Raw genomic sequence first — 26,264 nt, 5'->3', positions numbered from 1 at the left:
CTGGCGGTGCTTCACTTTAATGAGCGTACGTCGGCAGGCGTCAGCGCCGTCTGGTTCGCCTCGGGCAGACGACGACTGGGCCCTCCGCCCTTCACTCAAGCCGCGGGTTAGAGGCTGAACGGATCACGCGCTGAGCGTTTCTCGCTCGGCGCGTTGAACGGATCGGACTTCTTCTCCTTGGATTTGCGGCCCTCGTCGGCGATGATCTCATCCACGGCCCGCTGGCATTTCAGGAGTTCTTCCGCCGCCGGGCCGGTGCCGCGCAAACTGAGGTTTGCGACAACGCGATCGTCAAAGGCGATCGCCAACGTCCTTTTGCGCACGAACCCCGTCAGGAATTCCGCATCGGTGACGTTCACGAAGAGGAACTTGCCGCTCTCGTCGCCGGCGACGGTCGCCGCCGCACTCCAGGGATCGCTCTTGTCGAAGCGGAACGTCAGGTCATAGTCCTTGCCGACCTCGAGCGACTTCCAGTCGTCGCTGGCGAAACTCATGTAGAGCGGCGATTCGGAGCCCTTGGGATAGAACCCCAGGCGCAGCCTGATTCCGCCTTCGAACATCGACGTGATGAAACACGAGCCTTCCATCGACGTGTCGGAAGCAACGGTCCAGCGCCGACTTCCTTCCATTTGATGATCTCGGAGTCCTCAGCCACGGCCGGTCCCGTGGCCATCAGACAGCTCACCAATCCGAACAGCAATCTACGCATGCAAATCCCCCGTTTGCCCGCATTTTGATAGGTCGCCGCGTGACTGTCGAGGGTGGGTAACCCGCACCCATGCAAAATCTTAGGAATATTCACCTCCCAGCGGAACGACGCTCACGCCAAGATCACATGGCAAAGGGATCTTTCGACGACTTGGTCTGGCCGCCGCCAGCAAAGGGGTCATTGTTTGGCGCATTCCCGCCAGCGCCCGCAAACGGATCGGCGGCCGCCCCCTGCCCGCCGTTTGGCATCAACGCAATCAGCGCCTCCTGGCATTTGAACATCTCGCTGACGGCCTTCATCGAATCGCGCAGGCTGAGGCTCGCCACCACGCGCCCTTCGAACGCCAGCGCCAGCGTGTTCTTGCGCACGAATTCGGTGAAGAAGTCGGTGTTGGAGAAGTTGACGACCAGAGCCTTCGAGCCTGTGAGGTCCACGCCGAACGCGACAGCCGGCCACTGGCGGCCACGGTCGAGCTGCAAGGCGACGTCATACTCCCTCTGCGGCTCGATCGATTTCCAGTTGGCATTGCCGATCGAAAGAAACGCCAGGTTCGCCGATCCTCTCGGATAAAAGCCGATTCGAAGGATCATTCCGCCGTCGTAGCTCGTGGCCGCATAGCACGAGCCGCCCAAGGACGGATCGGAGCCCACCGTCCAGGCATTGATCTCCTTCCAGATATTCGAACGCCCTTCTTCAGCAGCGGCCGCTCCCGCCGCCACCAACAGACAGAGAACCGCCAACGACAATCTACGCATGCAACCACCCCATTTTTCCCGCAACCTGTCGAGACGTGCGGCATCTTCACAACACGGATTTGTGCACGCCGGCAGCGAGGCCGCGACTTGGCGCAACCCAAGCGATTGCAGCGCGGACGGCGCGCCAGGCTGAGGCGGCTTCGCCGCTGCGTGCCCCTGGCGCAAAACGGCCACAGCCTGCACTCAAAGAGCTGTTGAACACATGACAGTGATCGCCAAGCTTGCTGGACTTCGGAACGAAAGCGCGGTTCACATCGTTAACCGCCCCGTAGTCCCACCCTTGCATCAAAGTGGACGATCACCGTGCTTGCCGCCCTGCTTCTCGCTTCGATAGTCGCGTCGCCTAATATGCCTGACGTCAAGCTCAGCGCCGCCACGGTGGACGAACTTCAGACCGATTTCGAGAGCGCCGTGCCGTGCCATCAGATCGATGGACGCAAGGTGTGGAAGGGTGCGATCGCGTTCTACATCCAGTCGTTCGTCTATGATGGCGACAGGCCGGTCGCGACCGATGCGGCGGATGCCGTACTTCCAGAAGACAACAGCGCCGAGACGGTGAAGGAATTCGAAGACGCCTGCGCCGCCACGCAGCCGGCCTAGCCTCTTTGCACAAAAACGCTCGCGATTCGTTCGAATCGCCGTGCCGTCGCGCAACGCGCTGCCCCACGGCCCTCCGTTTGGGCACGATCATCGCCCAAACCCGCTCTGCTCCCGTAAAAGTGACCAATCGACACGCACAGACGCGCCAATTGTCTGAATTCACGGAATTTTAGGCACTTGCGGAACACATATGGAACAGATAGTGTCTGTTCTTGATTTGTTTCACGCCTCTGGGAGCGACGTGCCATGCTGACCCGCAAGCAACAGGAATTGCTTCTCTTCATTCACGAACGCATGAAGGAGTCAGGCGTCCCACCATCATTCGATGAAATGAAGGATGCGCTCGACCTGGCGTCGAAGTCCGGCATTCACCGTCTGATCACGGCACTCGAAGAACGCGGGTTCATTCGCCGTCTGCCGAACCGAGCCCGCGCGCTCGAGGTCATCAAGCTTCCGGAAGCCTACGCGTCAAGCCAGCAGCAGCCCCGCCGCGGCTTCTCGCCCAGCGTGATCGAGGGCAGCCTCGGCAAGGCGCCAGCGGCCGCTCCTGCCGCACCGCCAAAGCCCACGCCCGTGGCCGACAACACATCGGTTTCCGTCCCGGTCATGGGCCGCATCGCTGCCGGTGTGCCGATCTCGGCGATCCAGAACAACACGCACGACATTACCATACCGCTCGACATGATCGGCAACGGCGAACACTACGCTCTCGAAGTCAAGGGCGACTCGATGATCGAAGCCGGCATCTTCGACGGCGACACGGTGATCATCCGCAATGGCAATACGGCCAATCCCGGCGATATCATCGTGGCGCTCGTGGATGATGAGGAAGCGACGCTGAAGCGCTTCCGGCGCAAGGGCGCATCGATCGCGCTCGAAGCCGCGAACCCTGCCTACGAAACAAGGATTTTTGGGCCCGATCGGGTGAAGATCCAGGGCAAGCTCGTCGGGCTGATCCGCCGCTACCACTGATTCCGAGGGAAACCTGGCATCCGACCGAGCCTCGCCACCGCTTGCGGCTGCGAGGCTCTGTTTATTGAAGGCGACCTGAAGGCACGCCTCTTACTCGTGGATGGTGTACTCGCCGAGCTCGCAGAGGTCCTGCATGTCTTCGGTCGTATCGAGGCCGGAGCCTTCTTCGAACTCGAAGCGCATGTCGTACTTGCAGACCTCCCGGCCGTCGGCGATGGTGATCTCCATGTCTTCCCCTGGGTTCAGCACCTGCCGGCCGAAAACATCGTCTTCCCACTCATTGACGCCCACAGGCGACGTATAGAAGTTCGTCAGCACTGCGTTGGTGTTGTTCTTCAGCTTGAAAACCAGATCCTCTGCCTGCGCCTCAAATGTGGTCGCAGCGAAGAGGGCCAAGGCCGTCAGGACAAGTTTCGTCTTCATATATGCGATTGCCTCCGTTTTGATGATGACGGACGCTACCGATGCGGCTGATGTCAGCGGAGTCATCGTTCCCCCTCTACCGATTTCACCGAAGCGATAAGATCCGATAGTGGCTTAGAAGACGTGGCTTGTGCGGGCGTGTGGAGGCAAACACACACAATCGCTCTGCCCTGAGGCAGAACGTCTATCCGCACTAAAATGAGGTGAGAGTTATTGGAGGCCTCGCCCGGAATTGAACCGGGGTACAAGGATTTGCAGTCCTCTGCGTCACCACTCCGCCACGAGGCCTCACAGCTCGGATAACCGAGCGTTGGCGCGGATTTAGAATGATTGCAGAAAAACCGCAAGAGGCATTTTCCGAAAAACGCGCCGTCGATTTGTAAGACGGATACTTTCCACAGAGCGATCGCGAACCTCCGCCGATCGCATCTGGGGTGGCCTCAACACCAGGGCGTCGCGTGTCCTGTCCACGGCCGCACCAGCCCCTCGGATACGAGCACACGCCCGATAGACTGGTCGCCGCGGGTGACCAGCCGCAGCTTTTCACCGGCCTTGGCATCCTGACGGCCGCTCGCCGTTTCCAGCCTGAAGTCACCCGCATTCAACAATTCGCGCAGGCGCTGCTTGGCATAGAAGCCGCGCGAACGTTCCTTGTCGCAGCTTGCCTGGCGAATACGCGGCGCCTCGACGTCTGCGACGCGGATCGTTTCGCCGTGGTACAGGAAGGTGGCGCCGTCGATCACGCAGTTGTCGTTGCGAATCCCGCAGAAATAAAACTGATCCGTGCGAACGGATGCCGTCTTCACTTCCTCACTGGGCCGCACCACGGGTGTCGGCGCCTTGGCGCCGACGTCAACGGACGGCACCGGAGCGGCAAGGGCAACTCTTGTCACCGGATTCGGCTTCCGCTTCTCCGCCTGTTGCGCGGGACGCTCGTCCGCTTTCTGCGCGACACGAACGGGCTTCGGCCTCGACTCGTGTCGGGACGTGGACGCGACCACGTCCGATACCACCGGCCAATGTTTCAGTTCGGCGCGATGATCGTAAGCGACCACGCCGCCGACAGTGAGTGCGGCGGCCAGATACCACGGCGCCATACCGCCTTGTTTGCCCCTGCTCCGACCGGAATTCCGGCTTCGACGTTTCGTAGTGGCTTTGGCCATGCGTTCCCATCCTGATTCGCGACCGCATTATGCGTTTGATGGGTTGCCGAAAAGTTTTCGGCGGCCTCCCTCAACAAAGGGTTCAGCCGCTTCGCTGGGAATCAATTGGCAGAGAATCGAAGCCGAGGCATCCGGGACGGTTGACCGCAATAGCTCCGGTTCACGAGCCGTTCGAAGAATCGGCTCGTCCGCGCCAGCGCGCCCACCAAACAGCCAGGCGACGCCGGCGACGGCGGACGGATGGGATATCGTGCGAAAGCACGATGAGGCCCAGCGGTATCATCCAGAAGCCGAGCACCGGCAGAAAGCCAAGAAAACCAAAGAACACCAGAAGCGAGCCCAACAGGATACGCAGCAGTGGCGATTCCGGCAGCGTGATGCGCCACTTCCCGAGCACGATCTGACGCGTCTGCGGATCAATCCCGAAATGCGGCTGCTTCCTGTTTTTATTCATCATTCCCTATCCGGCATCTTTTCCCACAATTGGGGACTTCTCCACAGCCTCGCAACCGAACTTGTCATTTTTTTTGAAAAAACCGCTTGGCAAATCGGAAAAGCATGCGTATTAGCAGCCTCACTTCTGAAGCGCACAGCGAAACAGCGGCGCGGATGATCCCTGGTAGCTCAGCGGTAGAGCATTCGACTGTTAATCGACAGGTCGCCGGTTCGAATCCGGCCCGGGGAGCCAGTTTCAAAAAGAGCCATTTGCAGAAAATGCGAATGGCTCTTTTTCATTTTGCACCTAAGTTCCCTCGGTGATCAATCCCAGTCCTAGACGGCACCTATGACAAACGCGGCGCCCATCATCGTCTGGTTCCGCAAGGACCTGCGCCTTGGCGACAACAGGGCCCTTGCGGCTGCGGCCAATGAGGCTGCCGTCATTCCGCTCTATATCCGGGAGCCGAACGAAAGCGGCAACGGTCCGCTGGGCACGGCGCAGCAATGGTGGTTGCACCATTCGCTGGAAGTGTTGGAGGCTCGACTGGGCCGGCTCGGCTCGCGACTCATTCTCCGCTCCGGCGACCCACTGGACGTCCTCAGCGAAGTGTCGCGCCTATCGGGAGCGAAGCGTGTCCATTGGAATCGCCGCTACGACCCGTGTGGCATTGCCACCGATACGGCCCTGAAGAAAGCACTCGCAGCTCAGGGCATCGCGGCCGAGAGCTTTGCCGGGCAATTGCTGCACGAGCCCATGCGCTTGTTGACGACGACCGGTGGGCCCTATCGCGTGTTCACGCCTTTCTGGCGCGCGCTCGAAGCGAAGGTTGAGCCGGCTCCACCGATCGACGAGCCGCAAAAGATCGCGACGCCGGAAAGCTGGCCCCCTTCAGAACAGCTTGACGCGTGGTCGCTTCTGCCAACGAAACCGAACTGGGCAGCGACGTTCAGCGAAATATGGGCGCCGGGGGAAAAAGGCGCGACCACTCGCCTCGACGAATTTATCGACGAAAAGCTTGCAGACTACAAAGTGCGCCGGGACCGTCCAGAGGCTGACGGCACATCCCTGCTCTCTCCTCACCTCGCCTTCGGAGAAATCTCGCCGGCGCAGGTCTGGCACGCGACGCAGGGAATCGAGACCGATGGCGGTGAAGGTGTTGCCACCTTTCGCAAGGAGATCGCCTGGCGCGAATTCTCCTACCATCTGTTGTTTCACTATCCCGAACTCCCGCGTCGCAATCTCGATCGCCGGTTCGATCGTTTCCGCTGGCTGGACCACGAAGGAGATTTTTCCCGCTGGACCAAGGGTTTGACCGGTTTCCCGATCGTCGACGCCGGCATGCGCCAGCTCTGGCGGCATGGCTACATGCACAATCGCGTGCGGATGATCGCCGCCTCGTTCCTCATCAAGGACCTGCTGATCGACTGGCGGAAAGGCGAACAATGGTTTCGCGACACCCTCGTGGATGCGGATCCGGCCAACAACGCCGCAAGCTGGCAATGGGTCGCGGGATCGGGCGCGGATGCTGCGCCGTTCTTCCGGATTTTCAATCCTGTTCTCCAAGGCGAAAAATTCGACCCGGATGGAGCCTATGTGAAGCGATTCATACCGGAACTCGATCGGCTTGAGCCACGCTACATCCATCGCCCCTTTGCGGCTCCGGCTGCCGTGCTTTCGGGCGCCGGCATCGAACTCGGCACAACCTATCCAAAACCGATCGTCGACCACGCCCTTGCGCGGGATCGGGCGCTTGCAGCGTTCCGCGAGATCACAAGCCCGCCAAGAGAACCGTAACGGATACGCGCACCCGGTAGAAATCCATGGTTGGCGTCTCGGGCGATTGCCGCTAGGCTCACCTTACGGATGCAACAGCTGAGGGGGTGGTGTATGCGTGAGCTGGAAGCAAGTCTCGCCGCGTTCAACGGCGCACAGGAGCTTTCCGCCGAGAATCTCTCGATGGTCCTGCGGGATTTCCCATTGAAGGCACGCATGGTGCTCAGCGCGCTCGTGCATCTTCAGGCCGGGACATTGATGCTCACGGTGCCGGATGGCCGCAAACTGGTGATGAGGGGTAAGAGAGCGGGCCCAAGCGCGATTCTCACCTTGAACAACTGGAACCTGCCGCAACGCGCCGTGACAGGCGGCACGATCGGGGCTGCCGAAAGCTATATCGACGGCGACTGGGACAGTCCCGATGTCGGCGCTTTTCTCGAGCTCTTCCTCGTCAATGCCGAGATCGGCAAGCACTTCCCGAACCGGGCGCGCGGCCTGCTTCATCTTGTCGAAAAGTTCCTGCACTGGCGCAACGCGAATACGAAAACCGGCGCACGCCGCAACATCTCCGCTCACTATGACCTCGGCAACGCCTTCTACAGCGAATGGCTGGATCCGAGCATGACCTATTCGTCCGCACTCTACGCCACCGGCGCCAACGACCTTCGCTCCGCGCAGGCGGCCAAATATCGCGCTCTGGCGGAAGCCACCAACCTGCGCGCTGGCGACCACGTGCTGGAGATCGGCTGCGGCTGGGGCGGCTTTGCGGAATTTGCAGCGAGCGAGATCGGCTGCAAGGTGACCGGGTTGACGATCAGCCGCGAGCAACTGGCCTTCGCCCGCGAACGCATCCACCGGGCCGGCCTTGCCGACCGCGTCGAACTGAAATTCCAGGACTACCGCGAGGAAAAAGGCACCTATGACCGCATCGTCTCGATCGAAATGTTCGAAGCGGTCGGCGAAAAGTTCTGGGCGACTTATTTCTCGCAGCTCAAGCGGTGCCTGAAGCCCGGCGGCAAGGCCGGCCTGCAGATCATCACCATCAAGCCCGAAGCCTATGAGGAGTACCGCTCCAATCCGGACTTCATCCAGAAATACGTTTTCCCGGGTGGAATGCTGCCGACGCGCGAACATCTCATCGACCTTGGCCGCCATGTCGGCCTGCGCATGATCAACGATTTCGGCTTCGGCATCGATTACGCCCGGACACTCGGCGAATGGCGCGAGCGCTTCTGGTCGGTCTGGAACAGGATCGAGCCGTTGGGCTTCGACCTGCGCTTCAAGCGGCTGTGGGAGTTCTATTTCTACTACTGCGAAGCCGGCTTTCGCGCCCGCAACATCGACGTCCGGCAGATCGTCTTCGAATAGGAACGCGCATGGCGCGTCTTTACCGCGTCACGGGTTGCGCTTAAGAGGCGGTCGTTCCAATTCTCTTTTGAAGGTTCCGCATGCGCCTTGCATGGTTTTTCCTCGCGCTCGCCATCGCGACCGAAGTGGTGGGCCTGACGGTGATGAAGGCCGCCTCTTCGAGCGGCTCTTATCTCGGCCACATCGTCATGTATGTCTCGATCGCGCTTTCCTACGTCTTCCTGGCCAAGGCCGTGAAGACGATCTCCGTCGGTGTCGCCTATGCAATATGGGAAGGTTCTGGCGTCGCGATCATCACGCTGGTTTCCGTTTTCGTCTTCGGCCATGTGTTGACCGGACGCGAAATGCTGGGGCTTTCGATGGCGATCGTCGGCATATTGCTTGTCAATGCCGGCGAACGCCATGACGAGGACGAGGCCGCGGTGGAAGGAGCAGCCAATGAGCGCGCCTAGCATCTACTTCGCCTTGGCCGTGATGGCAGGCATCCTCGATGTCGCCGCCAACCTCGCCTCGACGAAATCGGAAGGGTTTGCCCGACGCGGCTGGGGCGCCCTCTCCATCCTGCTGGTGCTTGCCGCCTTCGCGCTGCTTGCCGAGGCGATCAAGGGCATGGAACTCGCTATCGCCTATGCCGTGCTTGGCGCGACCGGCATCTTCGGAACGGCCATCTGCGGACGGCTGCTCTTCGGACAGAAACTGAAGCCGATCGGCTGGGTCGGGCTTGGCCTCATCTTCGGCGCCGTGCTGGTGCTTCACACGGCCTGACGCCGATGCTCGCCGGAGCCGGCGTGCTTTTTCGCTTCTCTTGCCTCGGTCACGACACCCGTCAGCCGCCTGATAAGAGCGAAATAGAGGCTATAGGGCAGCAGACGCATCAGCTTCACCGCATAGGTGAAATGCCGCGGGAAGGTGATTTCGAAGCGCCTGGACTTCAAACCCGCGATGATGCGATCCGCCGCCTGTTCGGAGGTGACGAGAGCCGGGCGCGGAAAGCGGATTCGTGCGGTGCCGGGCGTATCGACAAAACCGGGGCAGATGATCTGCAGGCGGATGCCGATCCGATCGAGATCAAACTTGAGGCTTTCGGCCATATTGATCAACGCAGCCTTGGAGGCGCCGTAGGCGGCGCTGGTAGGCAACCCGCCATAGCCGGCAACGGAAGACACGATGGCGATGTGGCCAAAGCCCTGCGCCTTCATATGCGCAACGGCCGGCAGCAGGCAGTTGACCACCCCATTGAGATTGACTGCGAAACTCTTCTCGAAGGCTTCGCGATGGAGATCATCGCCTCGCACCGGGACGGCCACTCCGGCATTGAGGATCACCAATGACAGGTGGCCATGATCGTACTCGATCGCAGCCAACACGCGCTCCATGTCCTTTGGGTCGGTGACGTCGCCGTCGAGAACCGTGATCCTTCCGTCACCCGCCGCCTCATGCTGCAGGTCCACCAGCTTCTCGTGACTTCTGGCGGTGACGACCACCGAATAGCCTTCACGCACCAACTTGAGCGCCAGCGCCCGCCCGATACCCGCGCTCGCGCCGGTAACCCAAGCCAGTTTATGTTCGGATTTCGCAGACTGAATACTCATCACTCACTCCTCGGCACGCGCCGGAAACACGCACGCATCTCCTTGTGGGCGAAAAAGTCTTGCCCGGCCCTTCATCGCGGCAACGCTCTTTGCCGCTGAGCCCCACATGCCTTGGAGACGATTTTTGTTCGGGACAGAGCGGCGGCGAAACGCTATTTCTTGCCTGAAGTGCAGGCTGAGCCGAAAACACGCCAACATTTCGGCGGTCCGGGATCGTTGTTGATTTTCGTCAGCCGCCGTTCGTATTTCCCTGGTACGTGTCGCCCTGCCCCGGCGCCTGTCCTCAAACACGAGGTTCTGAAAATGGCCATCCTACCGTCCGTCCTCGAAGCGATCGGCAACACACCCTTGATTCGGCTGAAGGCCGTGTCGGAGGCCACGGGCTGCGACATCCTCGGCAAGGCCGAGTTCCTCAATCCGGGGCAATCGGTGAAAGACCGCGCCGCACTCTGGATCATCCGGCAAGCGGAACGGAGCGGACAGTTGCGCCCGGGCGGGGTCATCGTCGAAGGCACGGCCGGCAACACCGGCATCGGGCTGGCGCTGGTCGGCCAGGCACTTGGCTATCGCACCGTCATCGTCATTCCGGAAACCCAGAGCCAGGAAAAGAAGGACGCCTTGCGGCTGCTTGGCGCCGAGCTCGTCGAAGTGCCGGCCGTTCCCTACAAGAACCCCAACAACTACGTGAAGATCTCCGGCCGGCTCGCCGAGCAACTGGCGAAGACCGAGCCGAACGGCGCCATCTGGGCCAACCAGTTCGACAACGTCGCCAACCGTGACGCGCATGTGGAAACCACGGCGCCGGAGATCTGGCGCGACACGGACGGCAAGGTCGATGGCTTCATCTGCGCCGTCGGCTCCGGCGGCACGCTCGCCGGCGTTGCACAGGGGCTGAAGGCGAAGAACCCGGCGATCAAGATCGGCCTTGCGGATCCGCAAGGGGCGGCACTCTACAACTTCTATACCAACGGCGAACTGAAGTCCGAGGGCAGCTCGATCACCGAGGGCATCGGCCAGGGCCGCATCACCGCCAATCTCGAGGGCTTCACGCCGGATTTCTCCTACCAGATTCCCGATTCGGAAGCGGTCCCCTATGTCTTCGACCTGATCGAGCGCGAAGGCATCTGCGTCGGCGGTTCGACGGGCATCAACATCGCCGGTGCGGTTCGTCTCGCCAGGGAGCTCGGTCCAGGACATACGATCGTGACGATCCTCTGCGACTATGGTAACCGCTATCAGTCGAAGCTCTTCAACCCGGACTTCCTGGCCTCCAAGGGACTGCCTGTACCGACCTGGTTGAAGACGTCTTCCCACATTGCAGTGCCATACGAATCAGTTGGATAGGAATGCGATGACCAGGACCGTGACCGCCCTTTTCCGAGACGATTTCTACCTCTCGACCTGCGAAGCAAGCGTCACCGGAATTCTGGAAGATGGCGGGATCGAGCTGGATCAAACCTGCTTCTATGCAGCCTCCGGCGGCCAGCCCGGCGACACCGGCTTTCTGGAGCGGGCCGACGGCAGCCGGATCGACATCGCGGTCGCCCGTCACGGCGAAACCAAGGACATCATCGTCCATGTGCCGGCCGAAGGGCAGCCGGTACCCGCCGTTGGCGAGAAACTCGTTCTGCATATCGACTGGCCCCGCCGCTATCGCCTGATGCGAATGCACACCGCCTGCCATCTGCTCTCGGTCGTCTGCCCCTTCCCGATCACCGGAGCCTCGGTCGGCGAAGACGAGAGCCGTGTCGATTTCGACATGAGCGAGACGATCGACAGGGACGAAGTCACCACGGCGCTGATGAAGCTCGTCGAAGAAAACCATCCTGTCTACGTCCAGTGGATCACCGACGACGAACGCGCCGCCAATCCCGGCATCGTCAAATCGAAGAATGTGCGCCCGCCTGTTGGCCTTGGGCGCGTCAGCCTCGTTTGCATCGGCGAAAACTCGGCGATCGACAGCCAACCCTGCGGCGGTACCCATGTGTCGGAAACGCAGGAAGTGGGCGCCATCCACATCGCCAAGATCGAGAAAAAGGGTAAGGAGAACCGTCGGTTCCGTATCCGCTTCGGCATGCCCGAAGATCGCGCATCAGTTTGAGTAGGGAGTTGCGACCGTGACCAACAACAAAAGCGCCTTTGTCGTATCGGCTGATTGGCTGCAGGAGCGCCTCGGCGATCCCTCGATACGGATCCTCGACGCCGCCTGGTACCTGCCGGCCCAGAACCGCAACCCGAAGGCGGAATACGATGCCGGGCACATTCCCGGTGCCGTCTTCTTCGATCAGGACGTTATTGCCGACCACACGAGTGGCCTGCCTCACACCCTGCCCTCGCCGGAAGCCTTTGCCTCGGCGGTTGGTGCGCTGGGCGTCAGCGAAAAGGACACGATCGTCGTCTACGACGGTCCCGGCATCATGACCGCTCCACGCGTGTGGTGGATGCTGCGCATCATGGGCGCCAGGAACGTCTACGTGCTCGACGGCGGCATGGACGGCTGGAACACGGAGGGGCGCCCCGTCAGCACCGCGGTCCCCTCACCGAAGCCGGTAACGTTCAACGTCAATTTCAATCCGGCGGCCGTGACCTCCTTCGCACGGATGACGGAAATCGTTGCCGATGGCTCGATCCAGATCGCCGATGCCCGCGGTGCCGGACGCTTCTATGGCGAGGAGCCGGAGCCGCGTGCCGGCATGCGCTCTGGCCATATGCCCGGGGCGTACAGCCTTCCCTCCGGCACTTTCTCGGAAAACGGAACGTTCAAGGATCTCGCGACGCTTCGCCAAACCTTCGCCGACGCCGGCGTCGATCTTTCCAAACCTGTCGTTACGACCTGCGGCTCCGGTGTCACCGCCGCCATCATCACGCTGGCGCTGCAATCGCTCGGCCACACGGACAACACGCTCTATGACGGTTCCTGGTCGGAGTGGGGTGGCCGCGCAGACACGACGATCGTAACCGGTCGAGAGTGATATCATGCGCTCGCCAAAGCTCGCCTCCCTCACAGCACATGTAACCGAACTCGAGATGACGGCGCCGCCGAAGCAAAGCCTGCCGATGCCCGTCAATATCCAGACCGCCATCCTGCGCGTCTCCGACATTCCGCTCAGCTACTATCGATTCCTGTACCTGCGTGTCGGCCGCCGCTGGCACTGGACCGAGCGGCTGCGGATGAACGACGAGGAACTCGCTGCCGTGCTCGGCGACAAGCGCACGAGTGTCACGGTGCTCTATGTGAACGGCGCGCCGGCCGGTTTCTTCGAGCTGCACCAGGGCGAGGATGACGTCGTCGAGCTTGTCCATTTCGGGCTGATGGAACATGCGCTCGGCCTTGGCCTCGGCAAGTGGTTCCTGCTCCAGACGCTGTTTGCCGCCTGGGCGCTGAACCCGAGCAAGCTGACGGTAACGACCAACAATCTGGATCACCCCCGCGCACTGCAGCTTTACCAGCAATTCGGCTTCTCGCCGGTCGCCACCCGTGAGACCACGGTGGAACCTCTGACCGACGACGAACTGCTGACCCTGGCGAAAAATCTCTGACGCATCTCGCCCGGCAAGTTCCGGGTGTCGAAACGATCGCGACCGGTGCAATCTCCTGATCGAACAATCGAACCCATCAAGGAGATGCGCCATGACGTTGCGCTACATTCCGATGTCCGACGACGAAGCGCGGCGGATCCGCGAGGGCGGGCCGGATGCCTATGGCAACCGGCCGGAGCGAGAGATTTCCGATGGTGACGGCGTGCCCTGCCGGCACTGCCTGCGCAATGTCGGAGCCGGCGAGCCCTATCTGATCTTCGCTCTGCGGCCGTTTTCGACGTTGCAGCCCTATGCGGAGACCGGCCCTGTGTTCATGCATGCCGAGGAATGTCCGGCGCATGACGGCGATACGCTTCCGCCGATCTTGGCTTCGAGTGTCAGCTATCTGCTGCGCGGTTATGGCGAGAGCGAACGGATCGTCTACGGGACCGGCGGTGTCGTTCCGACGGAGCAGTTGCAGGCGCGAGCGGAAGAACTGCTGGCCCGACCGGACGTTTCCTCCGTGCATGTGCGTTCGGCCAAGAACAATTGTTACCAGTGCCGGATCGAGCTGACCTGACCACCAAATTCGGCCCGGCATTGCTGCCGGGCCGAAAGCATCTTTCCGTCAGGCGACGCTCAGCACCGCCTCGGGTGCAAAGGCATCATAACCGAGCGCTTCGGCCACCGGCGCGTTGGTGACGCGTCCGCGATGAACGTTCAGACCGGCACGCAGATGCCGGTCCTCGGCGATCGCCTTCAGGCCCTTATCCGCGAGCTGCAGGCCGTAGTGCAGCGTGGCGTTGTTGAGCGCATGCGCAGAGGTCACCGGCACGGCGCCCGGCATGTTCGCCACGCAATAGTGCACGATGCCATCGACCTCGTAGGTCGGGTCGGAATGCGTCGTCGCGTGGGACGTCTCGAAGCAGCCGCCCTGGTCGATCGCGACGTCAACGATGACGGCCCCCTTCTTCATGCCGGTCAGCATTTCGCGGGTCACGAGCTTCGGCGCTGCAGCCCCCGGGATGAGCACTGCCCCAATTACCAAATCGGCGGAGAAGACTTCCTCTTCCAGTGCGTCGATGGTCGAGTAGCGTGTGTGCACGCGGCCGGCGAAGAGATCGTCGAGTTGGCGTAGGCGCGGGATCGAGCGATCGATAATGGAGACGTCGGCGCCAAGCCCGGCAGCCATGCGCGCCGCATGCAGGCCGACGACGCCACCGCCGATGACGGTCACCTTAGCCGGCAGCACACCCGGCACACCGCCGAGCAGGATACCGCGGCCGCCATTGGCCTTCTGCAGCGACGTCGCGCCCGCCTGGATGGCCAGGCGTCCGGCAACCTCGGACATCGGCGCAAGCAGCGGCAGACCGCCGCGATCGTCCGTGACGGTTTCATAGGCGATCGCCGTGACGCCCGAATTGAGCAGACCCTTGGTCTGTTCCGGATCGGGCGCAAGATGCAGATAGGTGTAGAGAATCTGGCCTTCGCGGAGCTGCACCCATTCGGAGGGCTGTGGCTCCTTGACCTTGACGATCATGTCCGATTTTTCGAACACTTCCTTTGCCGTCGCGACAATCTTCGCGCCAGCGGCACGGTAAGAATCGTCATCCGCGCCGATCCCTGCCCCGGCCTTGGTTTCCACGATCACCTCGTGGCCATGGGCAACATATTCACGCACCGAGCCGGGCGTCAGGCCGACTCTATATTCATGGTTTTTGATTTCCTTCGGGCAACCGACACGCATCCTCGCGTTCCTCTCCTGTTATGGGCTTTTCGCCACTTTTGACGAGGCATTCAGCAAAACACGCCGTGAATCGAATGTCCTTGCAAAGACGAAACCCGGGGCGCATTGATTTCGAAGAATATTGCGTGAAGTGACGCATGATTGGGGGAAAACACGAATGAGCGAACTCGATGCCATCGATCATGCGATTCTGCGCATTCTCCAGCAGAACGGCCGCATCTCGAATGCCGACCTCGCGGCGAAGGTCGGGCTCTCTCCGTCCGCCTGTTCGCGACGAGTCGATATCCTGGAAAAATCAGGAACGATCGCCGGCTATCATGCCCGCATCGCCCATAAGGCGCTCGACTACCAGATCATGGTGATCGTCCATATTTCGCTGTCGGGCCAGTTCGCCAAGACACTCGCCGAGTTCGAAGCGGCGGTGAAGCTCTGTCCGAACGTGCTCGTCTGCTACCTGATGTCAGGCGAGTACGACTACATCCTGAGGGTGGCGGCCAAGGACCTTCAGGACTACGAGCGCATCCACCGCGACTGGCTCTCGGCGCTGCCCCATGTGGTCAAGATCAATTCCAGCTTCTCGCTGCGGGAAGTGATCGACCGGCCGAATGTCGGCATTTGAAGGAATGAATGCAGCCTAACGGCCGACGACGCAGTCGCGGCCCCGTCCCTTGGCGGCGTAGAGCCGAAGATCTGCCTCCGACAACAGGCTCTCGATCGCCGCCCCGTCGTCCGGCGTCGACGATAGACCGATGCTTGCGGTCACCGGCCGTCCGTCCGGGGTCGAGACGCGATCCGACACGGCAACGCGAATCTCGTCCGCGCGCCGCAAGGCATCGCCATGGGCCATTGCCGGGCAAAGGATCACGAACTCCTCGCCACCATATCGAAACAGTCGGTCGACCGGACGCAATTTCGACTTCACCGTCTCGACCAGCCGCTGCAGGACGCGGTCGCCCTCCTGGTGGCCGAAGCGGTCGTTGACGCCCTTGAAATGGTCGACGTCGATGATCATCAAGGTGACGGCCGCATTGTCGGCGCTCGCCGCGCGCAGCATTGCCGGCGCTTCGATCTCGAACCGGCTGCGATCGAGCGAACCCGTCAGCGTATCCTGACCGGACCGTGACAGCAGGTCCTCGTAGCGTTCGCGGAACGTCAATGCATTGAAGATATCGCCAAGCGGCCGGTCCGACATCGCCAGGAACGGATGGCGCGAGGCATTGAGATAAAGTCCGATCGCGATCGCATAGAAGGGTGCTGCCAGCATCTTCGCCATCCAACCACCCCAGAAGACCTCGAAGGGTGCACCGTTCCACCAGCGAAGTGCCGCGTAGAAGGCAGCCTGATCGAATGTCAGCACGACAACGCCGCAGATGAGAAATCGGAGCGTCACGAAGCGCCGCAACCACCGGCCCAGCCGCTCGTAAAGCAGAATGATCATCAGCGAATCGAAATAGAGGATGGTCGTGCCCCAGACCATCAGCCAGCCCATCTCATCGATGAAGGCGAGGTCGGCGGACCGCTCCGCCACGATCGCTACGGTGTCGTGCTGGCGCAACAGAAGGCTCAGTGCCACCGTCAGGAAGTTGCCGGCGAGCAGCCCGTAGATCGGCTGGCGAACGGTTGCCGCGTCTTCCTTCACATAGAGCAGCAGGATCATCATCAGCTTGCCGGAGAAAAGCACAGCAGAGCCTGGCGAGATCACGCCGTACGGCAATTGCACATAGAAGACTGCGGCGAGATAGGTCTCGATGAAGTGCATGACGCCGAGTGCGGCGACGAAGACGCCAAGCCCCAAACGGGCGCGAAGATGCAGCAGCCCGATCATCGCCGTAACGTAGACCAGCGCCTCGCCGACGAAGAGAAGAAGGTTGGCGTTTGGCATGTGCTTGGAAAAAGTTCCGTTTCCCGAAGCACGGTTAAACAGGAAGTTTGAAGAAAACTTTAGCGGAACCCGCGGCTGTCAGCCGCCGGAATGCGAAAATCTGCCGCTTTCGAAAATGTCGCCTTTCCGGCATAGTCGCCGCCAACCCACCATGGTTCGCGCAGCCGCGAACAAAACTCCGGATTGCACTCGTCTCGGAAAAACCGGGATCCTTGATAAATGGAGGACCGCATGCCATCGATGACATCCCCGCTCCACCTTACGCGCCGTTCGCTTCTCGCGGGGGCCGCGGCTTCTTCGGCGCTTGTCATGCTGCACCCCTTCTCCGTCCGCGCCGCCGCCAACCAGGCGCATCTCAGAATCATGGAAACGACGGACCTGCACGTGCACGTCTTTCCCTACGACTATTACGGCGACAAGCCCAACGATACGGTCGGCCTTGCGCGCACCGCCTCGATCATCGACGCCATCCGAGCCGAAGCGACAAACTCCATCCTGGTCGACAATGGCGACTTCCTCCAGGGCAACCCGATGGGCGACTACATTGCCTATCAGCGCGGCATGAAGGACGGCGATATCCACCCTGTCATCGCCGCCATGAACGTGCTCGGCTATGATTGCGGCACGCTTGGCAACCACGAATTCAACTATGGCCTGGACTTCATGTTCAAGGTCCTGGACGGCGCGAACTTCCCGCTGGTCTGCGCCAACCTGACGAAGGGCGCACTTGCCGCCAACGGACGTCAGGATGAGCTGTTTCTCAAGCCTTACGTCATTCTCGACCGAAAAGTGAAAGACGGCTCCGGCGCGGAACATCAGGTTCGCATCGGCCTCATCGGCTTCGTTCCACCACAGATCATGACCTGGGACGCCAAGAACCTCGAAGGCAAGGCCAACGCCCGAGACATCGTCAAGGCCGCCGAAGCCTGGGTGCCGCAGATGCGCGAGGAAGGTGCTGATATCGTCGTCGCTCTCTCGCATTCGGGCATCGGCCAGCAGGGCTATGCCGAGAACCTGGAGAACGCTTCGGTGCCGCTTGCGGCGGTCGCAGGCATCGATGCGATCGTGACCGGCCATAGCCACCTGGATTTCCCCGGGCCGAAGTTCGACGGCATCGCGGGGGTCGATAACACGAAGGGCCTGATCTCCGGCAAGCCCGGCGTCATGGGTGGCTTCTGGGGCTCGCATCTCGGCCTGATCGACCTGCTGATCGAACGGGAGGGTGGCGCCTGGCGTGTCGTCAGTTCAACCAGCGAGGCGCGGCCGATCTACCGTCGCGAAGAGAAGAAGGTGATCGCCGAGGTCGCCGACAAGCCGGAGGTCCTGGCCGCCGCGAAGAAGGACCACGAGGCAACGCTCGCCTATGTGCGCACGCCTGTCGGCAAGACCAGTGCGCCGCTCTATTCCTACTTCGCCCTGGTCGCCGACGACCCGTCCGTGCAGATCGTCAGCCAGGCGCAGACCTGGTACATCAAGGACATGCTGAAGGCGACCGAGTATCGCGACCTGCCGGTACTTTCGGCCGCCGCCCCCTTCAAGGCCGGCGGCCGCGGTGGCGCGGACTACTACACCGACGTCCCCGCCGGCGACATCGCGATCAAGAACGTCGCCGACCTCTATCTCTATCCGAATACGGTGCAGGCCGTCGTCATAACCGGCGACCAGGTGCGCAACTGGCTGGAAATGTCAGCCGGCATCTTCAACGAAGTCAAACCAGGCGCCTCGGACGCGCCGCTGATCAACGGCGGTTTCCCGTCCTATAATTTCGACGTCATCGACGGCGTCACCTATCAGATCGACCTTTCCGTGCCGCCGAAGTTCGACAAGGACGGCAACACGATCAATGCGTCGTCGAACCGTATCAAGAACCTGCAGTTCAACGGGCAACCGATTGACGCAGCGCAGAAATTCGTGGTTGCGACCAACAACTACCGGGCCGGCGGCGGCGGCAATTTCCCCGACATCGCCGCCGACAAAGTGGTGTTCGTAGCCCCCGACACCAACCGCGACGTCGTGGTGCGCTACATCATCGATCAGGGCACGATCAACCCATCTGCCGACGCCAACTGGACCTTCGTGCCACTCGCCAATACGACCGTGACCTTCGACAGCGGCCCGAAGGCCCGGCAGTTCCTGGCACAGGTGAAGGGCGTGACGATCGAAGATGCCGGTGACTCCGCCGAAGGCTTTGCCCGCTTCCGGATCAAGCTCTGAGCTTCAGGCGAACCAGGGTCGGGCCGCCCTGCTTGTGGCGGCCTATCATTTTGAGCGGACGATGCAGATTTAGCTGGTCCGGTGATCCGTACGCAGACCGATGAAAATTAGCACGAGACATTAAGAATGCCCGCTAACCATCTGAGACAATTTAGCTACGTTGCAGGCGGCGTCTGATCAAACCTGACGCGACTGGGCGTCGTCGGAAAACAGCGACGGGCCGGTCTGGTCGATGATCTGGCGTCCCTTGCGCAGAGCGGCATCGATCGCGTCCTGCTCCGAGGTGAAGAGATCGGCGCGGATGAAGCTGCGGGTCTTGGTGCCGCCATCCGCCGAGGCCTTCTCGATGCTTCCAGCCAGACGAAACTGCGAGCCTTCACGCATGGGCGTCGCGCGGATGGTGCATTCGGCATAGGCCTCGGTCTTTCCAGGCGCAGCCTGCGTCTGGTTTTCAGAAGAGCCCGAACGGCCGAACAATTTCGAGAAAAACGATGCCATGCCCAAGACTTAGACGCCGCGGCCGACACTGTCAAAGCCTGAGTGCCGATAATCAACCGCAGCGCCCTGATCCGTTTAAATGATGAGATTGGAGAGGATTTCGTTCTCGGTGATGTCCTGGTAGCGAAGCCCCGCGGCGTCGAAGCGAGCCTTCAAGACCGGGAAGTTCTCGGCGTGTTTGGTCTCGATGCCGATCAGAATGGAGCCGAAGTTGCGCGCCGATTTCTTCAGGTATTCGAAGCGCGAGATGTCGTCCTCGTCGCCGAGCAGATTGAGGAAGTCGCGAAGCGCGCCGGGCCGTTGCGCCATGCGCAGAATGAAGTACTTCTTGAGCCCGGCATGGCGCATCGCCCGCTCTTTGACGTCGGGCAGACGATCGAAATCGAAATTGCCCCCGGAGACGACGGCAACCACCGTCTTGCCCGCCAGTTTCTTGGGGCCGAGTACGTCCAGGGCTGCAACCGAAAGCGCCCCTGCCGGCTCCAGCACCACACCTTCGACATTCAGCATGTCGACGATCGTCAGGCAGATTGCATTCTCCGCTAGAAGCATCACCTGATCGGCAGAAAAGCGCCGAAGCGCTGCAAAATTGAGGTCGCCAATCCGTCCGACGGCGGCACCGTCGACGAAGTTGTCGACCTGATCGAGGGTCACGACGCTGCCGGTTTCGAGGCTTTCGCGCAGGCTCGGTGCACCGACGGGTTCGCAGAAGATGAAATGATCCGCTTCAACCACGTCCTTGAAATAACCCGTCACACCGGCAGCAAGGCCGCCGCCGCCAACGGGCAGGACAACGAGATCAGGCGTGACACCGTCAGGCAGCTGCCAGGAAATTTCGGCGGCAACGCTTGCCTGGCCTTCGATGATATCGGCATGATCGAAGGGCGGCACCATGACGCCGCCGATCTCTTCGACGTGATCGCGCGCCGCTTTGTAGCACTGGTCGAAGATATCGCCGACGAGGCGGATGGTGATGAATTCGCCGCCAAACATGCGGGTCTTGTCGATCTTCTGCTGCGGCGTCGTCACCGGCATGAAAACGACGCCCGGCACGCCGAAATGACGGCAGACAAAGGCAAAGCCCTGGGCGTGGTTGCCGGCCGAGGCGCAGACGAATGTCTTGCCGGATGCGTCGGCGCCCAGCGCCTTGCGGAAGAAGTTGAAGGCGCCGCGGATCTTGTAGGAACGGACGGGCGACAGGTCTTCGCGCTTGAGGTAGATGTTGGCGCCGTAGCGCGCGCTCAAGTGTTCGTTGAGCTGCAGCGGCGTCGGCGGGAAGATCTCCCGCAAGGCTTCGGTTGCGGCTTCAACATCCTGCTTCATCGCGTGCTGTCTTCCGTTGAGTTGGCTAGAGCATCCCGCTCTCAAGTGGAATCACTTGAGGCGGACAGATGCTCTAGAATCAAAATGCTAGAGCGTCCTTAGTGCGTTCATCTGAACGCACGGCGCTCTAGTGGCTGTGGCTATTGCACATTGCAACGCCCGAAGCCATCGCTTTGACTCGAATCGGACCGCCGTGAACAATGCAGCCGCATCCCCAACGGCTGGGACGTCCGCAACGCTTTCCGGGAAATTGAACGCTTGAACGCAACTCTGATCCGGCATGCTGTGCACATCGCGGCAATCCTCGGCATCTATCTCGCATGCGCGATGCTGGTGCCGGCGATGGTCGATCTCTACTACGGCCATCCCGACTGGCAGATCTTCGCCGCTTCGGCCTTCCTGGTCGGCGGGTTTTCGCTTGCGACCTTCATGGCGACCCGCATGGGGCCGCCGCCCTTCTCCAAGAAGTTCGGGTTCGTCCTCGTCAACCTGCTGTGGGCCGTGTTTTCGGTGGTCGGCGCGATCCCGCTCTGGCTGTCGTCGCTCGACCTCGATTTTGCCCAGGCGCTGTTTGAGTCCGTATCGGCAATCACCACGACCGGCGGCACCGTCATCGTCGGGCTCGACGTCGCGCCGCCCGGCCTGCTCGTCTGGCGCTCGCTACTCTGCTGGCTCGGCGGCATCGGCATCGTCGTGCTCGGCCTCTTCATCATCCCCTATCTCAGGGTCGGCGGCATGTCCTTCTTCAAGATGGAATCCTCCGATACCAGCGACAAGCCGTTTGCACGCCTCGCCAGCTTCAGCCGCGCGTTCCTGATCGTCTATGTCGTCATCACGCTCCTCTGCACCATCGGCTACTTCCTGACCGGCATGAACCGCTTCGACGCGATCAACCACGCGATGTCGACGGTGGCGACCGGCGGCTTTTCCACCCATGATGCATCCTTCGCCTATTTCGGCAGTATTCCACTGCTCTGGACGGCGACCTTCTTCATGGCGCTTTGCAGCCTGCCGTTCTCGATCCTGATCGTGCTGGTGGCGCGCGGCCGGCTTGACGCGCTGCGCGATCCGCAGATCATCGTCTTTCTCGGCTATCTCTCTGCCTTTTCGGTCGCAGTGGCGGTCTATCACCGCCTGGCGAATGGCGTCGAATTTCACCTGGCCCTGGCGCATTCCTTCTTCAACATCACCTCGATCCTCTCGACCAGCGGCTATGCCAGCCAGGACTACAGCCTCTGGGGGCCCTTCGTCGTCATGGCCGCCTTCATCGCGACCTTCATGGGCGGTTGTTCCGGATCGACGGCAGGCGGCATCAAGGCATATCGGTTCATCGTGCTCTTCAACGCGATCCGCTCGGGGCTCAACAAGCTCGTCTATCCCAATGCGATCTACGCCGTGCGCTATGGCAACAACACCGTCGATGCCGACACGCAGCGCGCCATCTTCCTGTTCTTCATCACCTATATCCTGCTCTGGGTCTTCGGCAGCCTCGCCATGGGTGCGCTCGGCTACGACCTGGTCACAGCGACATCGGCTGTCATCACCTGCCTTTCGAATGTCGGCCCCGGGCTTGGCCCCATCATCGGGCCGGCCGGCAACTTCTCGACGCTCGGCGATCCCGAGCTCTATCTGCTGTCGCTGATGATGCTGCTCGGCCGTCTGGAAGTGCTGACCGTGCTCGTGATCCTGACGCCGGTGTTCTGGAAGCATTGACCATTGGCCGGCCAGCCCTATCGTCTTGACTTGATGCGGCAGATGCCGAAAGTCGGTGTCATCCGGCGATGGGGGAACGTCATGGTGAAACATATTCTTCTTCTGGCGACGCTGAGCGCCGCCACGACACTATCCGGACACTCCATCGCCCACGCCGGACCGCTCACCGACGCGGCGGCGCAGGCGGAGAAACTTGCCGCTTCGGGCGATGCGGCAAAGGCGCGAGACCTGCTTCTCAAGGCGATGAGCGACTTTTCGCAAACGCTGCCCTTCGCGATCGGCAAGGCGATCTTCGTCTCCAAGCAGCCGACTGGTTATGCGATGTACCAGCCGCGAGACGGCTCGGTCTTCAAGGAGGGAGAGTCGCTGATCTCCTACATCGAGCCGATCGGCCTCTCCTGGAAGGATGCGGCAGAGAAGGGCAAGCTCGAGAGCCATTTCACCGTCGACTTCGATATCCTCAATCCGAAGGGTGACGTTCTCGCCGGCCAGAAGGCCTTCGGCGACTTCACCTTCACCGGTTACCTCAGGAACCAGGAAATCTATTCGACGCTGACCATCGATGTTTCCGGCGCGCCGGCCGGCGACTACGTGCTGCGCTTCCATTTCAATGACGTCAACAGCGGCAAGACCGCTAGCGTCGACCAGCCCTTCAAGATTGCCGGACCGTAAGATCATGCCCCATGCAATAACGACTGTTGGTTTCGATGCCGACGATACGCTTTGGCAGAACGAACAGTTCTTTCGCCTGACCGAGGCACGCTTCGCCGAACTTCTGAGCCCCCACACCGACACCGAGCATCTGTCCGAACGGCTGCTTGCCGCGGAGAAACGCAATCTCGCTCTCTACGGTTTCGGCATCAAAGGCTTCGTTCTGTCGATGGTCGAGACCGCGGTGGACGTGACGGATGGGAAAGTCCCCTCATCCGTGATCGCCGAAATCCTGGCGGCCGGCCGCGACATGCTTGTCCATCCGGTCGAACCCCTGCCCCATGTCCAAGAAACACTCAGTGCCCTTCACGGCACCTTCCGCCTTGTCATGATCACGAAAGGCGATCTCTTCGACCAGGAGCGCAAGCTCGCGGCCTCCGGCCTTGGCGATTATTTCGACGCCGTCGAGATCGTCAGCGACAAGAATGCGAGCACCTACGAACGCCTCTTCAAGCGCCATGGCGACGGGCCGCTGAAAAGCCTGATGGTCGGCAACTCTCTGAAATCCGACATCGTTCCGGCCCTCGATGCGGGAAGCTGGGGTGTTTACGTCCCACATGCACTGACTTGGGCATTCGAGCATCACGACAAGCCGGAGAACCATCGGAGATTTCGCGAGATCGACGATCTCGGCGGATTGCCGCCGATCCTTGAACGCTTGCCGCTCTAGGCACGCGGGCTAATTGCCCTCCTGGGGCCACACCACCAAAAGGCTGTTGGCGAGGCGTCGGAGGCTATCGCGACCGCATCCGCGCTAGCGCGTCGAACGAAATCAGCGGTTGTACTCCCTATCCACCGCACTCCGAATCAGCGCGATATACCATCGCGATTTCGTCAGGGGGGAGTGACAATGGCACAAATATTCGGTGCAACAATTTCAATGCTGCTGCTCGGCACGCTGATCGGGTGGCTGCTGCGCAAGGTCTCCGCTCTCAGCGTGCTTTCGTCCCGTCTGGCGGGCTTGGTCGTCTTGGCGTTCGTGGCTCCTGCCATCTACTCATTCAATTCGGGCCGCCCCTATTTCGAAATGTTCATCCTCTGCGGCATCGCCGCGCTCATCGCAGCTGTCGTCTTCTACTTTCTGAAGCCTAAGCAACAGAGCGCCTGAGCGGCAATCCACCTTTCACCTGTCTGATGCACTTGACTGTTCCCCTTGAGTGTTTGATCTAGGGGGCAAAGCGGGCGTGGCGAAACTGGTAGACGCAAGAGACTTAAAATCTCTCGGCCTTGGCTGTGCGGGTTCGATCCCCGCCGCCCGCACCAGACATCCGGCTTTCAATGATTATTCCGCGCACGTGTAGCCGCTCGCTGAGAAGCGAGAGGTTGCTTCAGAGAGCGCGACCGCTCAGCTGTTGTAGTAGTAGCAATCGCATTCGGCCCGGTAAGCATCGTCGTGCCATACCCGGACGGCGAGCTTCGTTGCGCATCCCTGGTTTTCCAGCCTCAGGCCGAGAAGGGAGACCGCTGCCGCCTTCGAATTGGGGGCGTCCACCTCGATTGCCGATCCGACCTGGTGGACTCCCTGCCGCGGGGTCCAGGTGAAGATCTGAACGTTATAGTGCATCGAATATCCTCCGTGGGAGAGATGGTGTGCACGCAATACTCACGCTTGTGTTCGGATTGAGCCGGCCTGCCTTGAAGCGTACTAGCCGTCTTCTACGGTCGCTTCCGGCCGATCGCCGCCGTCTGTGTGCTCGAAGTGCCAGTGGCCTTCGTCATCCTGGAAACTGATATCTTCGTCGTCGCCGCCGACCTGTTGTTCGGCGGCGGCAGCCTTGGCGGCGGCTAGCGCCATTTCGCGGCTGGGAAAGGGCTCCGAATATGCTTCGGCGGCCTTATAGGCCCATCCTCCGTCATGAGGAACGATGGTGTAAGTGATCCGCGCCATACTTCCCTCCCAATCGTCCGAAAACGCTTCGGTCTTCGGCGGGCCGTTGCCGCACGGCCGTTCTTTCCTCCTCGTCAAAGGCATGTTCATGCCGAACGCCGCGGATATTACCACAGGTGCGGTGCGAATTGCCACCTTCGCGAATCACTCCGAAACGGCGTGTCGCGAATCAAAAGAGCGGCCCCTTTCGGAGCCGCCCTTGATCAAGAAATCCAATATCTTGAGCGATCAATCGGCGAGCTTCGCGGCGATCTTGGCGACATGTGCGCCCTGGAAACGAGCGGCTTCGAGTTCAACCTCGGAGGGCTGGCGCGAACCGTCGCCGCCGGTGATCGTCGAGGCGCCGTAGGGCGAGCCGCCCTTGATCTCGTCGAGGCCCATCTGGCCCTGGAAGGCATAGGGAAGACCGACGACGACCATGCCGTGGTGCATCAGGGTCGGGATGAAGCCGAGGATCGTCGACTCCTGGCCACCATGCTGCGTCGCAGAGGATGTGAAGACCGAGCCGACCTTGCCGACCAGCTTGCCCTTGGCCCACAGGCTGCCCGTCTGGTCGATGAAGTTGCGCATCTGCGAGGCAACGGTGCCGTAGCGCGTGCCTGCGCCGAAGATGATTGCGTCATATTGCGCAAGTTCTTCGACGGTGGCGATTGGCGCTGCCTGGTCCAGCTTGTAGTACGAAGCCTTGGCGACTTCTTCCGACACAAGTTCGGGCACGCGCTTCACGTCCACTTCGGCGCCGGCCGATTTCGCGCCTTCGGCCACCGCATAGGCCATCGTTTCGACGTGTCCGTATGCCGAATAATAGAGAACAAGAACCTTGGCCATAAAATGCTCCTTTGGATTCAAGCGATCCCACTTGATCACCGCTGCCGGGAAGATTTATCAAAATGCGGCCGCTTGCCAGAAGCTGTCCGAGAAACAGACTGTTCTCGCCCGTCGAACAATAAACAATCACTGTTAAATGATTGGCTT

General features: G+C 61.0%; 30 protein-coding genes and 3 tRNA genes. 19 read left to right on the top strand and 14 right to left on the bottom strand.

From position 1 onward, the window contains the following. Positions 1-107 precede the first annotated feature (107 nt). Both ACN9MO_RS07305 and ACN9MO_RS07300 read right to left on the bottom strand, forming a co-directional pair. A complete protein-coding gene (locus ACN9MO_RS07305) occupies positions 108-629 on the bottom strand; it encodes a hypothetical protein (protein ID WP_425986989.1) in 522 nt (173 codons plus the stop codon). A gap of 202 nt (positions 630-831) precedes the next feature. Beyond that, positions 832-1,638: a hypothetical protein gene (locus tag ACN9MO_RS07300; RefSeq protein ID WP_162728123.1), complete on the bottom strand. Its 807-nt coding sequence runs from the start codon at positions 1,636-1,638 to the stop codon at positions 832-834. Between the two features lie 129 nt (positions 1,639-1,767). On the opposite strand from ACN9MO_RS07300, the gene ACN9MO_RS07295 reads away from it, so the two are divergent. Both ACN9MO_RS07295 and lexA read left to right on the top strand, forming a co-directional pair. Further along, positions 1,768-2,064 carry a hypothetical protein gene (locus ACN9MO_RS07295; protein ID WP_093232472.1) on the top strand — a complete coding sequence of 99 codons (297 nt, stop codon included), beginning with the start codon at positions 1,768-1,770 and terminating at the stop codon, positions 2,062-2,064. A gap of 246 nt (positions 2,065-2,310) precedes the next feature. Further along, complete coding sequence (lexA, locus tag ACN9MO_RS07290; RefSeq protein ID WP_112996220.1) at positions 2,311-3,036, top strand: transcriptional repressor LexA; 726 nt, start codon at positions 2,311-2,313, stop codon at positions 3,034-3,036. A gap of 90 nt (positions 3,037-3,126) precedes the next feature. On the opposite strand, the gene ACN9MO_RS07285 is transcribed toward lexA, so the two are convergent. From ACN9MO_RS07285 to ACN9MO_RS07270, 4 genes are all read right to left on the bottom strand, one after another. Continuing rightward, positions 3,127-3,459, bottom strand: a complete 333-nt coding sequence (locus ACN9MO_RS07285; protein WP_065373759.1) for a hypothetical protein — start codon at positions 3,457-3,459, stop codon at positions 3,127-3,129. Positions 3,460-3,673: 214 nt separating this feature from the next. Next, positions 3,674-3,747 (bottom strand) — tRNA-Cys (locus tag ACN9MO_RS07280). 152 nt (positions 3,748-3,899) lie between these two features. Beyond that, positions 3,900-4,622 carry a thermonuclease family protein gene (locus tag ACN9MO_RS07275; RefSeq protein ID WP_425986986.1) on the bottom strand — a complete coding sequence of 241 codons (723 nt, stop codon included), beginning with the start codon at positions 4,620-4,622 and terminating at the stop codon, positions 3,900-3,902. Between the two features lie 160 nt (positions 4,623-4,782). Next, the gene (locus tag ACN9MO_RS07270; RefSeq protein WP_375293108.1) at positions 4,783-5,079 is read right to left on the bottom strand and encodes a hypothetical protein; all 297 of its coding nucleotides are present in this window, start codon (positions 5,077-5,079) and stop codon (positions 4,783-4,785) included. A 156-nt stretch (positions 5,080-5,235) separates the two neighbouring features. On the opposite strand from ACN9MO_RS07270, the gene ACN9MO_RS07265 reads away from it, so the two are divergent. The 5 genes from ACN9MO_RS07265 to ACN9MO_RS07245 all read left to right on the top strand — a co-directional run bounded on the left by ACN9MO_RS07265 (position 5,236) and on the right by ACN9MO_RS07245 (position 8,967). Next, positions 5,236-5,310, top strand: a tRNA-Asn gene (locus ACN9MO_RS07265). Between the two features lie 96 nt (positions 5,311-5,406). Next, on the top strand, positions 5,407-6,855 hold the full coding sequence (locus tag ACN9MO_RS07260) for a cryptochrome/photolyase family protein (RefSeq protein WP_112996222.1): 1,449 nt from the start codon (positions 5,407-5,409) through the stop codon (positions 6,853-6,855). A gap of 93 nt (positions 6,856-6,948) precedes the next feature. Continuing rightward, a complete protein-coding gene (locus tag ACN9MO_RS07255; protein WP_110878387.1) occupies positions 6,949-8,202 on the top strand; it encodes an SAM-dependent methyltransferase in 1,254 nt (417 codons plus the stop codon). Between the two features lie 80 nt (positions 8,203-8,282). Then, positions 8,283-8,654: an SMR family transporter gene (locus ACN9MO_RS07250; RefSeq protein ID WP_057255994.1), complete on the top strand. Its 372-nt coding sequence runs from the start codon at positions 8,283-8,285 to the stop codon at positions 8,652-8,654. Further along, entirely contained in the window at positions 8,641-8,967 is a 327-nt protein-coding gene (locus ACN9MO_RS07245) for an SMR family transporter (protein WP_057255992.1), read from the top strand. The genes ACN9MO_RS07250 and ACN9MO_RS07245 overlap by 14 nt, the downstream gene beginning before the upstream one ends. Here the strand turns inward: ACN9MO_RS07245 and ACN9MO_RS07240 are convergent. Then, positions 8,955-9,794 (bottom strand): SDR family NAD(P)-dependent oxidoreductase, encoded by an 840-nt coding sequence (locus tag ACN9MO_RS07240; protein ID WP_058322484.1) that lies wholly within the window; start codon positions 9,792-9,794, stop codon positions 8,955-8,957. The genes ACN9MO_RS07245 and ACN9MO_RS07240 overlap by 13 nt on opposite strands. A gap of 303 nt (positions 9,795-10,097) precedes the next feature. Here ACN9MO_RS07240 and ACN9MO_RS07235 point away from each other — a divergent pair, with 303 nt between their 5' ends. From ACN9MO_RS07235 to ACN9MO_RS07215, 5 genes are all read left to right on the top strand, one after another. Further along, complete coding sequence (locus ACN9MO_RS07235) at positions 10,098-11,138, top strand: cysteine synthase A (RefSeq protein ID WP_057255987.1); 1,041 nt, start codon at positions 10,098-10,100, stop codon at positions 11,136-11,138. 7 nt (positions 11,139-11,145) lie between these two features. Beyond that, positions 11,146-11,895 (top strand): alanyl-tRNA editing protein, encoded by a 750-nt coding sequence (locus ACN9MO_RS07230; RefSeq protein ID WP_112996223.1) that lies wholly within the window; start codon positions 11,146-11,148, stop codon positions 11,893-11,895. Positions 11,896-11,911: 16 nt separating this feature from the next. Then, positions 11,912-12,766 carry a 3-mercaptopyruvate sulfurtransferase gene (sseA, locus tag ACN9MO_RS07225; protein WP_425986981.1) on the top strand — a complete coding sequence of 285 codons (855 nt, stop codon included), beginning with the start codon at positions 11,912-11,914 and terminating at the stop codon, positions 12,764-12,766. A gap of 4 nt (positions 12,767-12,770) precedes the next feature. Beyond that, positions 12,771-13,334 (top strand): GNAT family N-acetyltransferase, encoded by a 564-nt coding sequence (locus tag ACN9MO_RS07220; protein ID WP_058322480.1) that lies wholly within the window; start codon positions 12,771-12,773, stop codon positions 13,332-13,334. A gap of 91 nt (positions 13,335-13,425) precedes the next feature. Further along, on the top strand, positions 13,426-13,893 hold the full coding sequence (locus ACN9MO_RS07215; protein WP_093232463.1) for a DUF1203 domain-containing protein: 468 nt from the start codon (positions 13,426-13,428) through the stop codon (positions 13,891-13,893). A 48-nt stretch (positions 13,894-13,941) separates the two neighbouring features. Here ACN9MO_RS07215 and ald read toward each other — a convergent pair whose 3' ends face one another. Next, a complete protein-coding gene (gene ald, locus ACN9MO_RS07210; protein ID WP_093232462.1) occupies positions 13,942-15,060 on the bottom strand; it encodes an alanine dehydrogenase in 1,119 nt (372 codons plus the stop codon). Positions 15,061-15,217: 157 nt separating this feature from the next. Between ald and ACN9MO_RS07205 the strand changes: the two genes are divergently transcribed. Further along, entirely contained in the window at positions 15,218-15,679 is a 462-nt protein-coding gene (locus ACN9MO_RS07205; RefSeq protein WP_057255972.1) for an Lrp/AsnC family transcriptional regulator, read from the top strand. Between the two features lie 15 nt (positions 15,680-15,694). Here ACN9MO_RS07205 and ACN9MO_RS07200 read toward each other — a convergent pair whose 3' ends face one another. Continuing rightward, entirely contained in the window at positions 15,695-16,942 is a 1,248-nt protein-coding gene (locus ACN9MO_RS07200) for a GGDEF domain-containing protein (protein ID WP_113133128.1), read from the bottom strand. A 240-nt stretch (positions 16,943-17,182) separates the two neighbouring features. Between ACN9MO_RS07200 and ACN9MO_RS07195 the strand changes: the two genes are divergently transcribed. Further along, positions 17,183-19,156, top strand: coding sequence for a bifunctional 2',3'-cyclic-nucleotide 2'-phosphodiesterase/3'-nucleotidase (locus tag ACN9MO_RS07195; protein ID WP_162728130.1), 1,974 nt, complete (start codon positions 17,183-17,185; stop codon positions 19,154-19,156). Positions 19,157-19,333: 177 nt separating this feature from the next. Here ACN9MO_RS07195 and ACN9MO_RS07190 read toward each other — a convergent pair whose 3' ends face one another. Together ACN9MO_RS07190 and ilvA are read right to left on the bottom strand one after the other, a co-directional pair. Continuing rightward, a complete protein-coding gene (locus tag ACN9MO_RS07190; protein WP_058322476.1) occupies positions 19,334-19,654 on the bottom strand; it encodes an HlyU family transcriptional regulator in 321 nt (106 codons plus the stop codon). Positions 19,655-19,729: 75 nt separating this feature from the next. Beyond that, positions 19,730-20,977: a threonine ammonia-lyase gene (gene ilvA, locus ACN9MO_RS07185; protein ID WP_112996225.1), complete on the bottom strand. Its 1,248-nt coding sequence runs from the start codon at positions 20,975-20,977 to the stop codon at positions 19,730-19,732. A 258-nt stretch (positions 20,978-21,235) separates the two neighbouring features. Between ilvA and ACN9MO_RS07180 the strand changes: the two genes are divergently transcribed. The 5 genes from ACN9MO_RS07180 (at position 21,236) to ACN9MO_RS07160 (ending at position 24,664) form a co-directional block, all read left to right on the top strand. After that, positions 21,236-22,690 carry a TrkH family potassium uptake protein gene (locus ACN9MO_RS07180; RefSeq protein ID WP_112996226.1) on the top strand — a complete coding sequence of 485 codons (1,455 nt, stop codon included), beginning with the start codon at positions 21,236-21,238 and terminating at the stop codon, positions 22,688-22,690. Between the two features lie 81 nt (positions 22,691-22,771). Beyond that, positions 22,772-23,362, top strand: a complete 591-nt coding sequence (locus tag ACN9MO_RS07175; protein WP_057256090.1) for a hypothetical protein — start codon at positions 22,772-22,774, stop codon at positions 23,360-23,362. Positions 23,363-23,366: 4 nt separating this feature from the next. Next, positions 23,367-24,071, top strand: a complete 705-nt coding sequence (locus ACN9MO_RS07170) for an HAD family hydrolase (protein WP_057256088.1) — start codon at positions 23,367-23,369, stop codon at positions 24,069-24,071. A 180-nt stretch (positions 24,072-24,251) separates the two neighbouring features. Beyond that, a complete protein-coding gene (locus tag ACN9MO_RS07165) occupies positions 24,252-24,509 on the top strand; it encodes a hypothetical protein (RefSeq protein ID WP_156414768.1) in 258 nt (85 codons plus the stop codon). Between the two features lie 70 nt (positions 24,510-24,579). Continuing rightward, positions 24,580-24,664: transfer RNA gene (locus ACN9MO_RS07160), tRNA-Leu, on the top strand. Between the two features lie 82 nt (positions 24,665-24,746). Here ACN9MO_RS07160 and ACN9MO_RS07155 read toward each other — a convergent pair. The 3 genes from ACN9MO_RS07155 to wrbA all read right to left on the bottom strand — a co-directional run bounded on the left by ACN9MO_RS07155 (position 24,747) and on the right by wrbA (position 26,117). After that, positions 24,747-24,965: a hypothetical protein gene (locus ACN9MO_RS07155; RefSeq protein ID WP_057255959.1), complete on the bottom strand. Its 219-nt coding sequence runs from the start codon at positions 24,963-24,965 to the stop codon at positions 24,747-24,749. 81 nt (positions 24,966-25,046) lie between these two features. Beyond that, complete coding sequence (locus ACN9MO_RS07150) at positions 25,047-25,289, bottom strand: DUF2188 domain-containing protein (RefSeq protein WP_057255956.1); 243 nt, start codon at positions 25,287-25,289, stop codon at positions 25,047-25,049. A gap of 228 nt (positions 25,290-25,517) precedes the next feature. Next, positions 25,518-26,117, bottom strand: coding sequence for an NAD(P)H:quinone oxidoreductase (gene wrbA / locus ACN9MO_RS07145; protein WP_057255954.1), 600 nt, complete (start codon positions 26,115-26,117; stop codon positions 25,518-25,520). Positions 26,118-26,264: the final 147 nt, after the last annotated feature.

It is taken from the genome of Ensifer sp. R-19 (assembly GCF_049905105.1).
GTDB lineage: Bacteria > Pseudomonadota > Alphaproteobacteria > Rhizobiales > Rhizobiaceae > Ensifer.
The sequence above is the reverse complement of the archived record's forward strand: the minus strand, read 5'-3'. Positions and strand labels throughout refer to the sequence as shown.

Excerpts from the sequence above, each read along its gene's own strand:
- ACN9MO_RS07245 (WP_057255992.1), top strand. The coding sequence starts at position 8,641 with ATGAGCGCGCCTAGCATCTACTTCGCCTTGGCCGTGATGGCAGGCATC.
- ACN9MO_RS07235 (WP_057255987.1), top strand. The coding sequence starts at position 10,098 with ATGGCCATCCTACCGTCCGTCCTCGAAGCGATCGGCAACACACCCTTG.
- lexA (WP_112996220.1), top strand. The coding sequence starts at position 2,311 with ATGCTGACCCGCAAGCAACAGGAATTGCTTCTCTTCATTCACGAACGC.
- ACN9MO_RS07200 (WP_113133128.1), bottom strand. The coding sequence starts at position 16,942 with ATGCCAAACGCCAACCTTCTTCTCTTCGTCGGCGAGGCGCTGGTCTAC.
- ACN9MO_RS07155 (WP_057255959.1), bottom strand. The coding sequence starts at position 24,965 with ATGCACTATAACGTTCAGATCTTCACCTGGACCCCGCGGCAGGGAGTC.
- ACN9MO_RS07255 (WP_110878387.1), top strand. The coding sequence starts at position 6,949 with ATGCGTGAGCTGGAAGCAAGTCTCGCCGCGTTCAACGGCGCACAGGAG.
- wrbA (WP_057255954.1), bottom strand. The coding sequence starts at position 26,117 with ATGGCCAAGGTTCTTGTTCTCTATTATTCGGCATACGGACACGTCGAA.
- ACN9MO_RS07190 (WP_058322476.1), bottom strand. The coding sequence starts at position 19,654 with ATGGCATCGTTTTTCTCGAAATTGTTCGGCCGTTCGGGCTCTTCTGAA.
- ACN9MO_RS07275 (WP_425986986.1), bottom strand. The coding sequence starts at position 4,622 with ATGGCCAAAGCCACTACGAAACGTCGAAGCCGGAATTCCGGTCGGAGC.
- ACN9MO_RS07260 (WP_112996222.1), top strand. The coding sequence starts at position 5,407 with ATGACAAACGCGGCGCCCATCATCGTCTGGTTCCGCAAGGACCTGCGC.
- ACN9MO_RS07240 (WP_058322484.1), bottom strand. The coding sequence starts at position 9,794 with ATGAGTATTCAGTCTGCGAAATCCGAACATAAACTGGCTTGGGTTACC.
- ACN9MO_RS07195 (WP_162728130.1), top strand. The coding sequence starts at position 17,183 with ATGACATCCCCGCTCCACCTTACGCGCCGTTCGCTTCTCGCGGGGGCC.
- ilvA (WP_112996225.1), bottom strand. The coding sequence starts at position 20,977 with ATGAAGCAGGATGTTGAAGCCGCAACCGAAGCCTTGCGGGAGATCTTC.
- ACN9MO_RS07175 (WP_057256090.1), top strand. The coding sequence starts at position 22,772 with ATGGTGAAACATATTCTTCTTCTGGCGACGCTGAGCGCCGCCACGACA.
- ACN9MO_RS07170 (WP_057256088.1), top strand. The coding sequence starts at position 23,367 with ATGCCCCATGCAATAACGACTGTTGGTTTCGATGCCGACGATACGCTT.
- ACN9MO_RS07250 (WP_057255994.1), top strand. The coding sequence starts at position 8,283 with ATGCGCCTTGCATGGTTTTTCCTCGCGCTCGCCATCGCGACCGAAGTG.
- ACN9MO_RS07220 (WP_058322480.1), top strand. The coding sequence starts at position 12,771 with ATGCGCTCGCCAAAGCTCGCCTCCCTCACAGCACATGTAACCGAACTC.
- ACN9MO_RS07215 (WP_093232463.1), top strand. The coding sequence starts at position 13,426 with ATGACGTTGCGCTACATTCCGATGTCCGACGACGAAGCGCGGCGGATC.
- ACN9MO_RS07270 (WP_375293108.1), bottom strand. The coding sequence starts at position 5,079 with ATGATGAATAAAAACAGGAAGCAGCCGCATTTCGGGATTGATCCGCAG.
- ACN9MO_RS07285 (WP_065373759.1), bottom strand. The coding sequence starts at position 3,459 with ATGAAGACGAAACTTGTCCTGACGGCCTTGGCCCTCTTCGCTGCGACC.
- ACN9MO_RS07150 (WP_057255956.1), bottom strand. The coding sequence starts at position 25,289 with ATGGCGCGGATCACTTACACCATCGTTCCTCATGACGGAGGATGGGCC.
- ACN9MO_RS07165 (WP_156414768.1), top strand. The coding sequence starts at position 24,252 with ATGGCACAAATATTCGGTGCAACAATTTCAATGCTGCTGCTCGGCACG.
- ACN9MO_RS07230 (WP_112996223.1), top strand. The coding sequence starts at position 11,146 with ATGACCAGGACCGTGACCGCCCTTTTCCGAGACGATTTCTACCTCTCG.
- ald (WP_093232462.1), bottom strand. The coding sequence starts at position 15,060 with ATGCGTGTCGGTTGCCCGAAGGAAATCAAAAACCATGAATATAGAGTC.
- ACN9MO_RS07205 (WP_057255972.1), top strand. The coding sequence starts at position 15,218 with ATGAGCGAACTCGATGCCATCGATCATGCGATTCTGCGCATTCTCCAG.
- ACN9MO_RS07305 (WP_425986989.1), bottom strand. The coding sequence starts at position 629 with ATGGAAGGAAGTCGGCGCTGGACCGTTGCTTCCGACACGTCGATGGAA.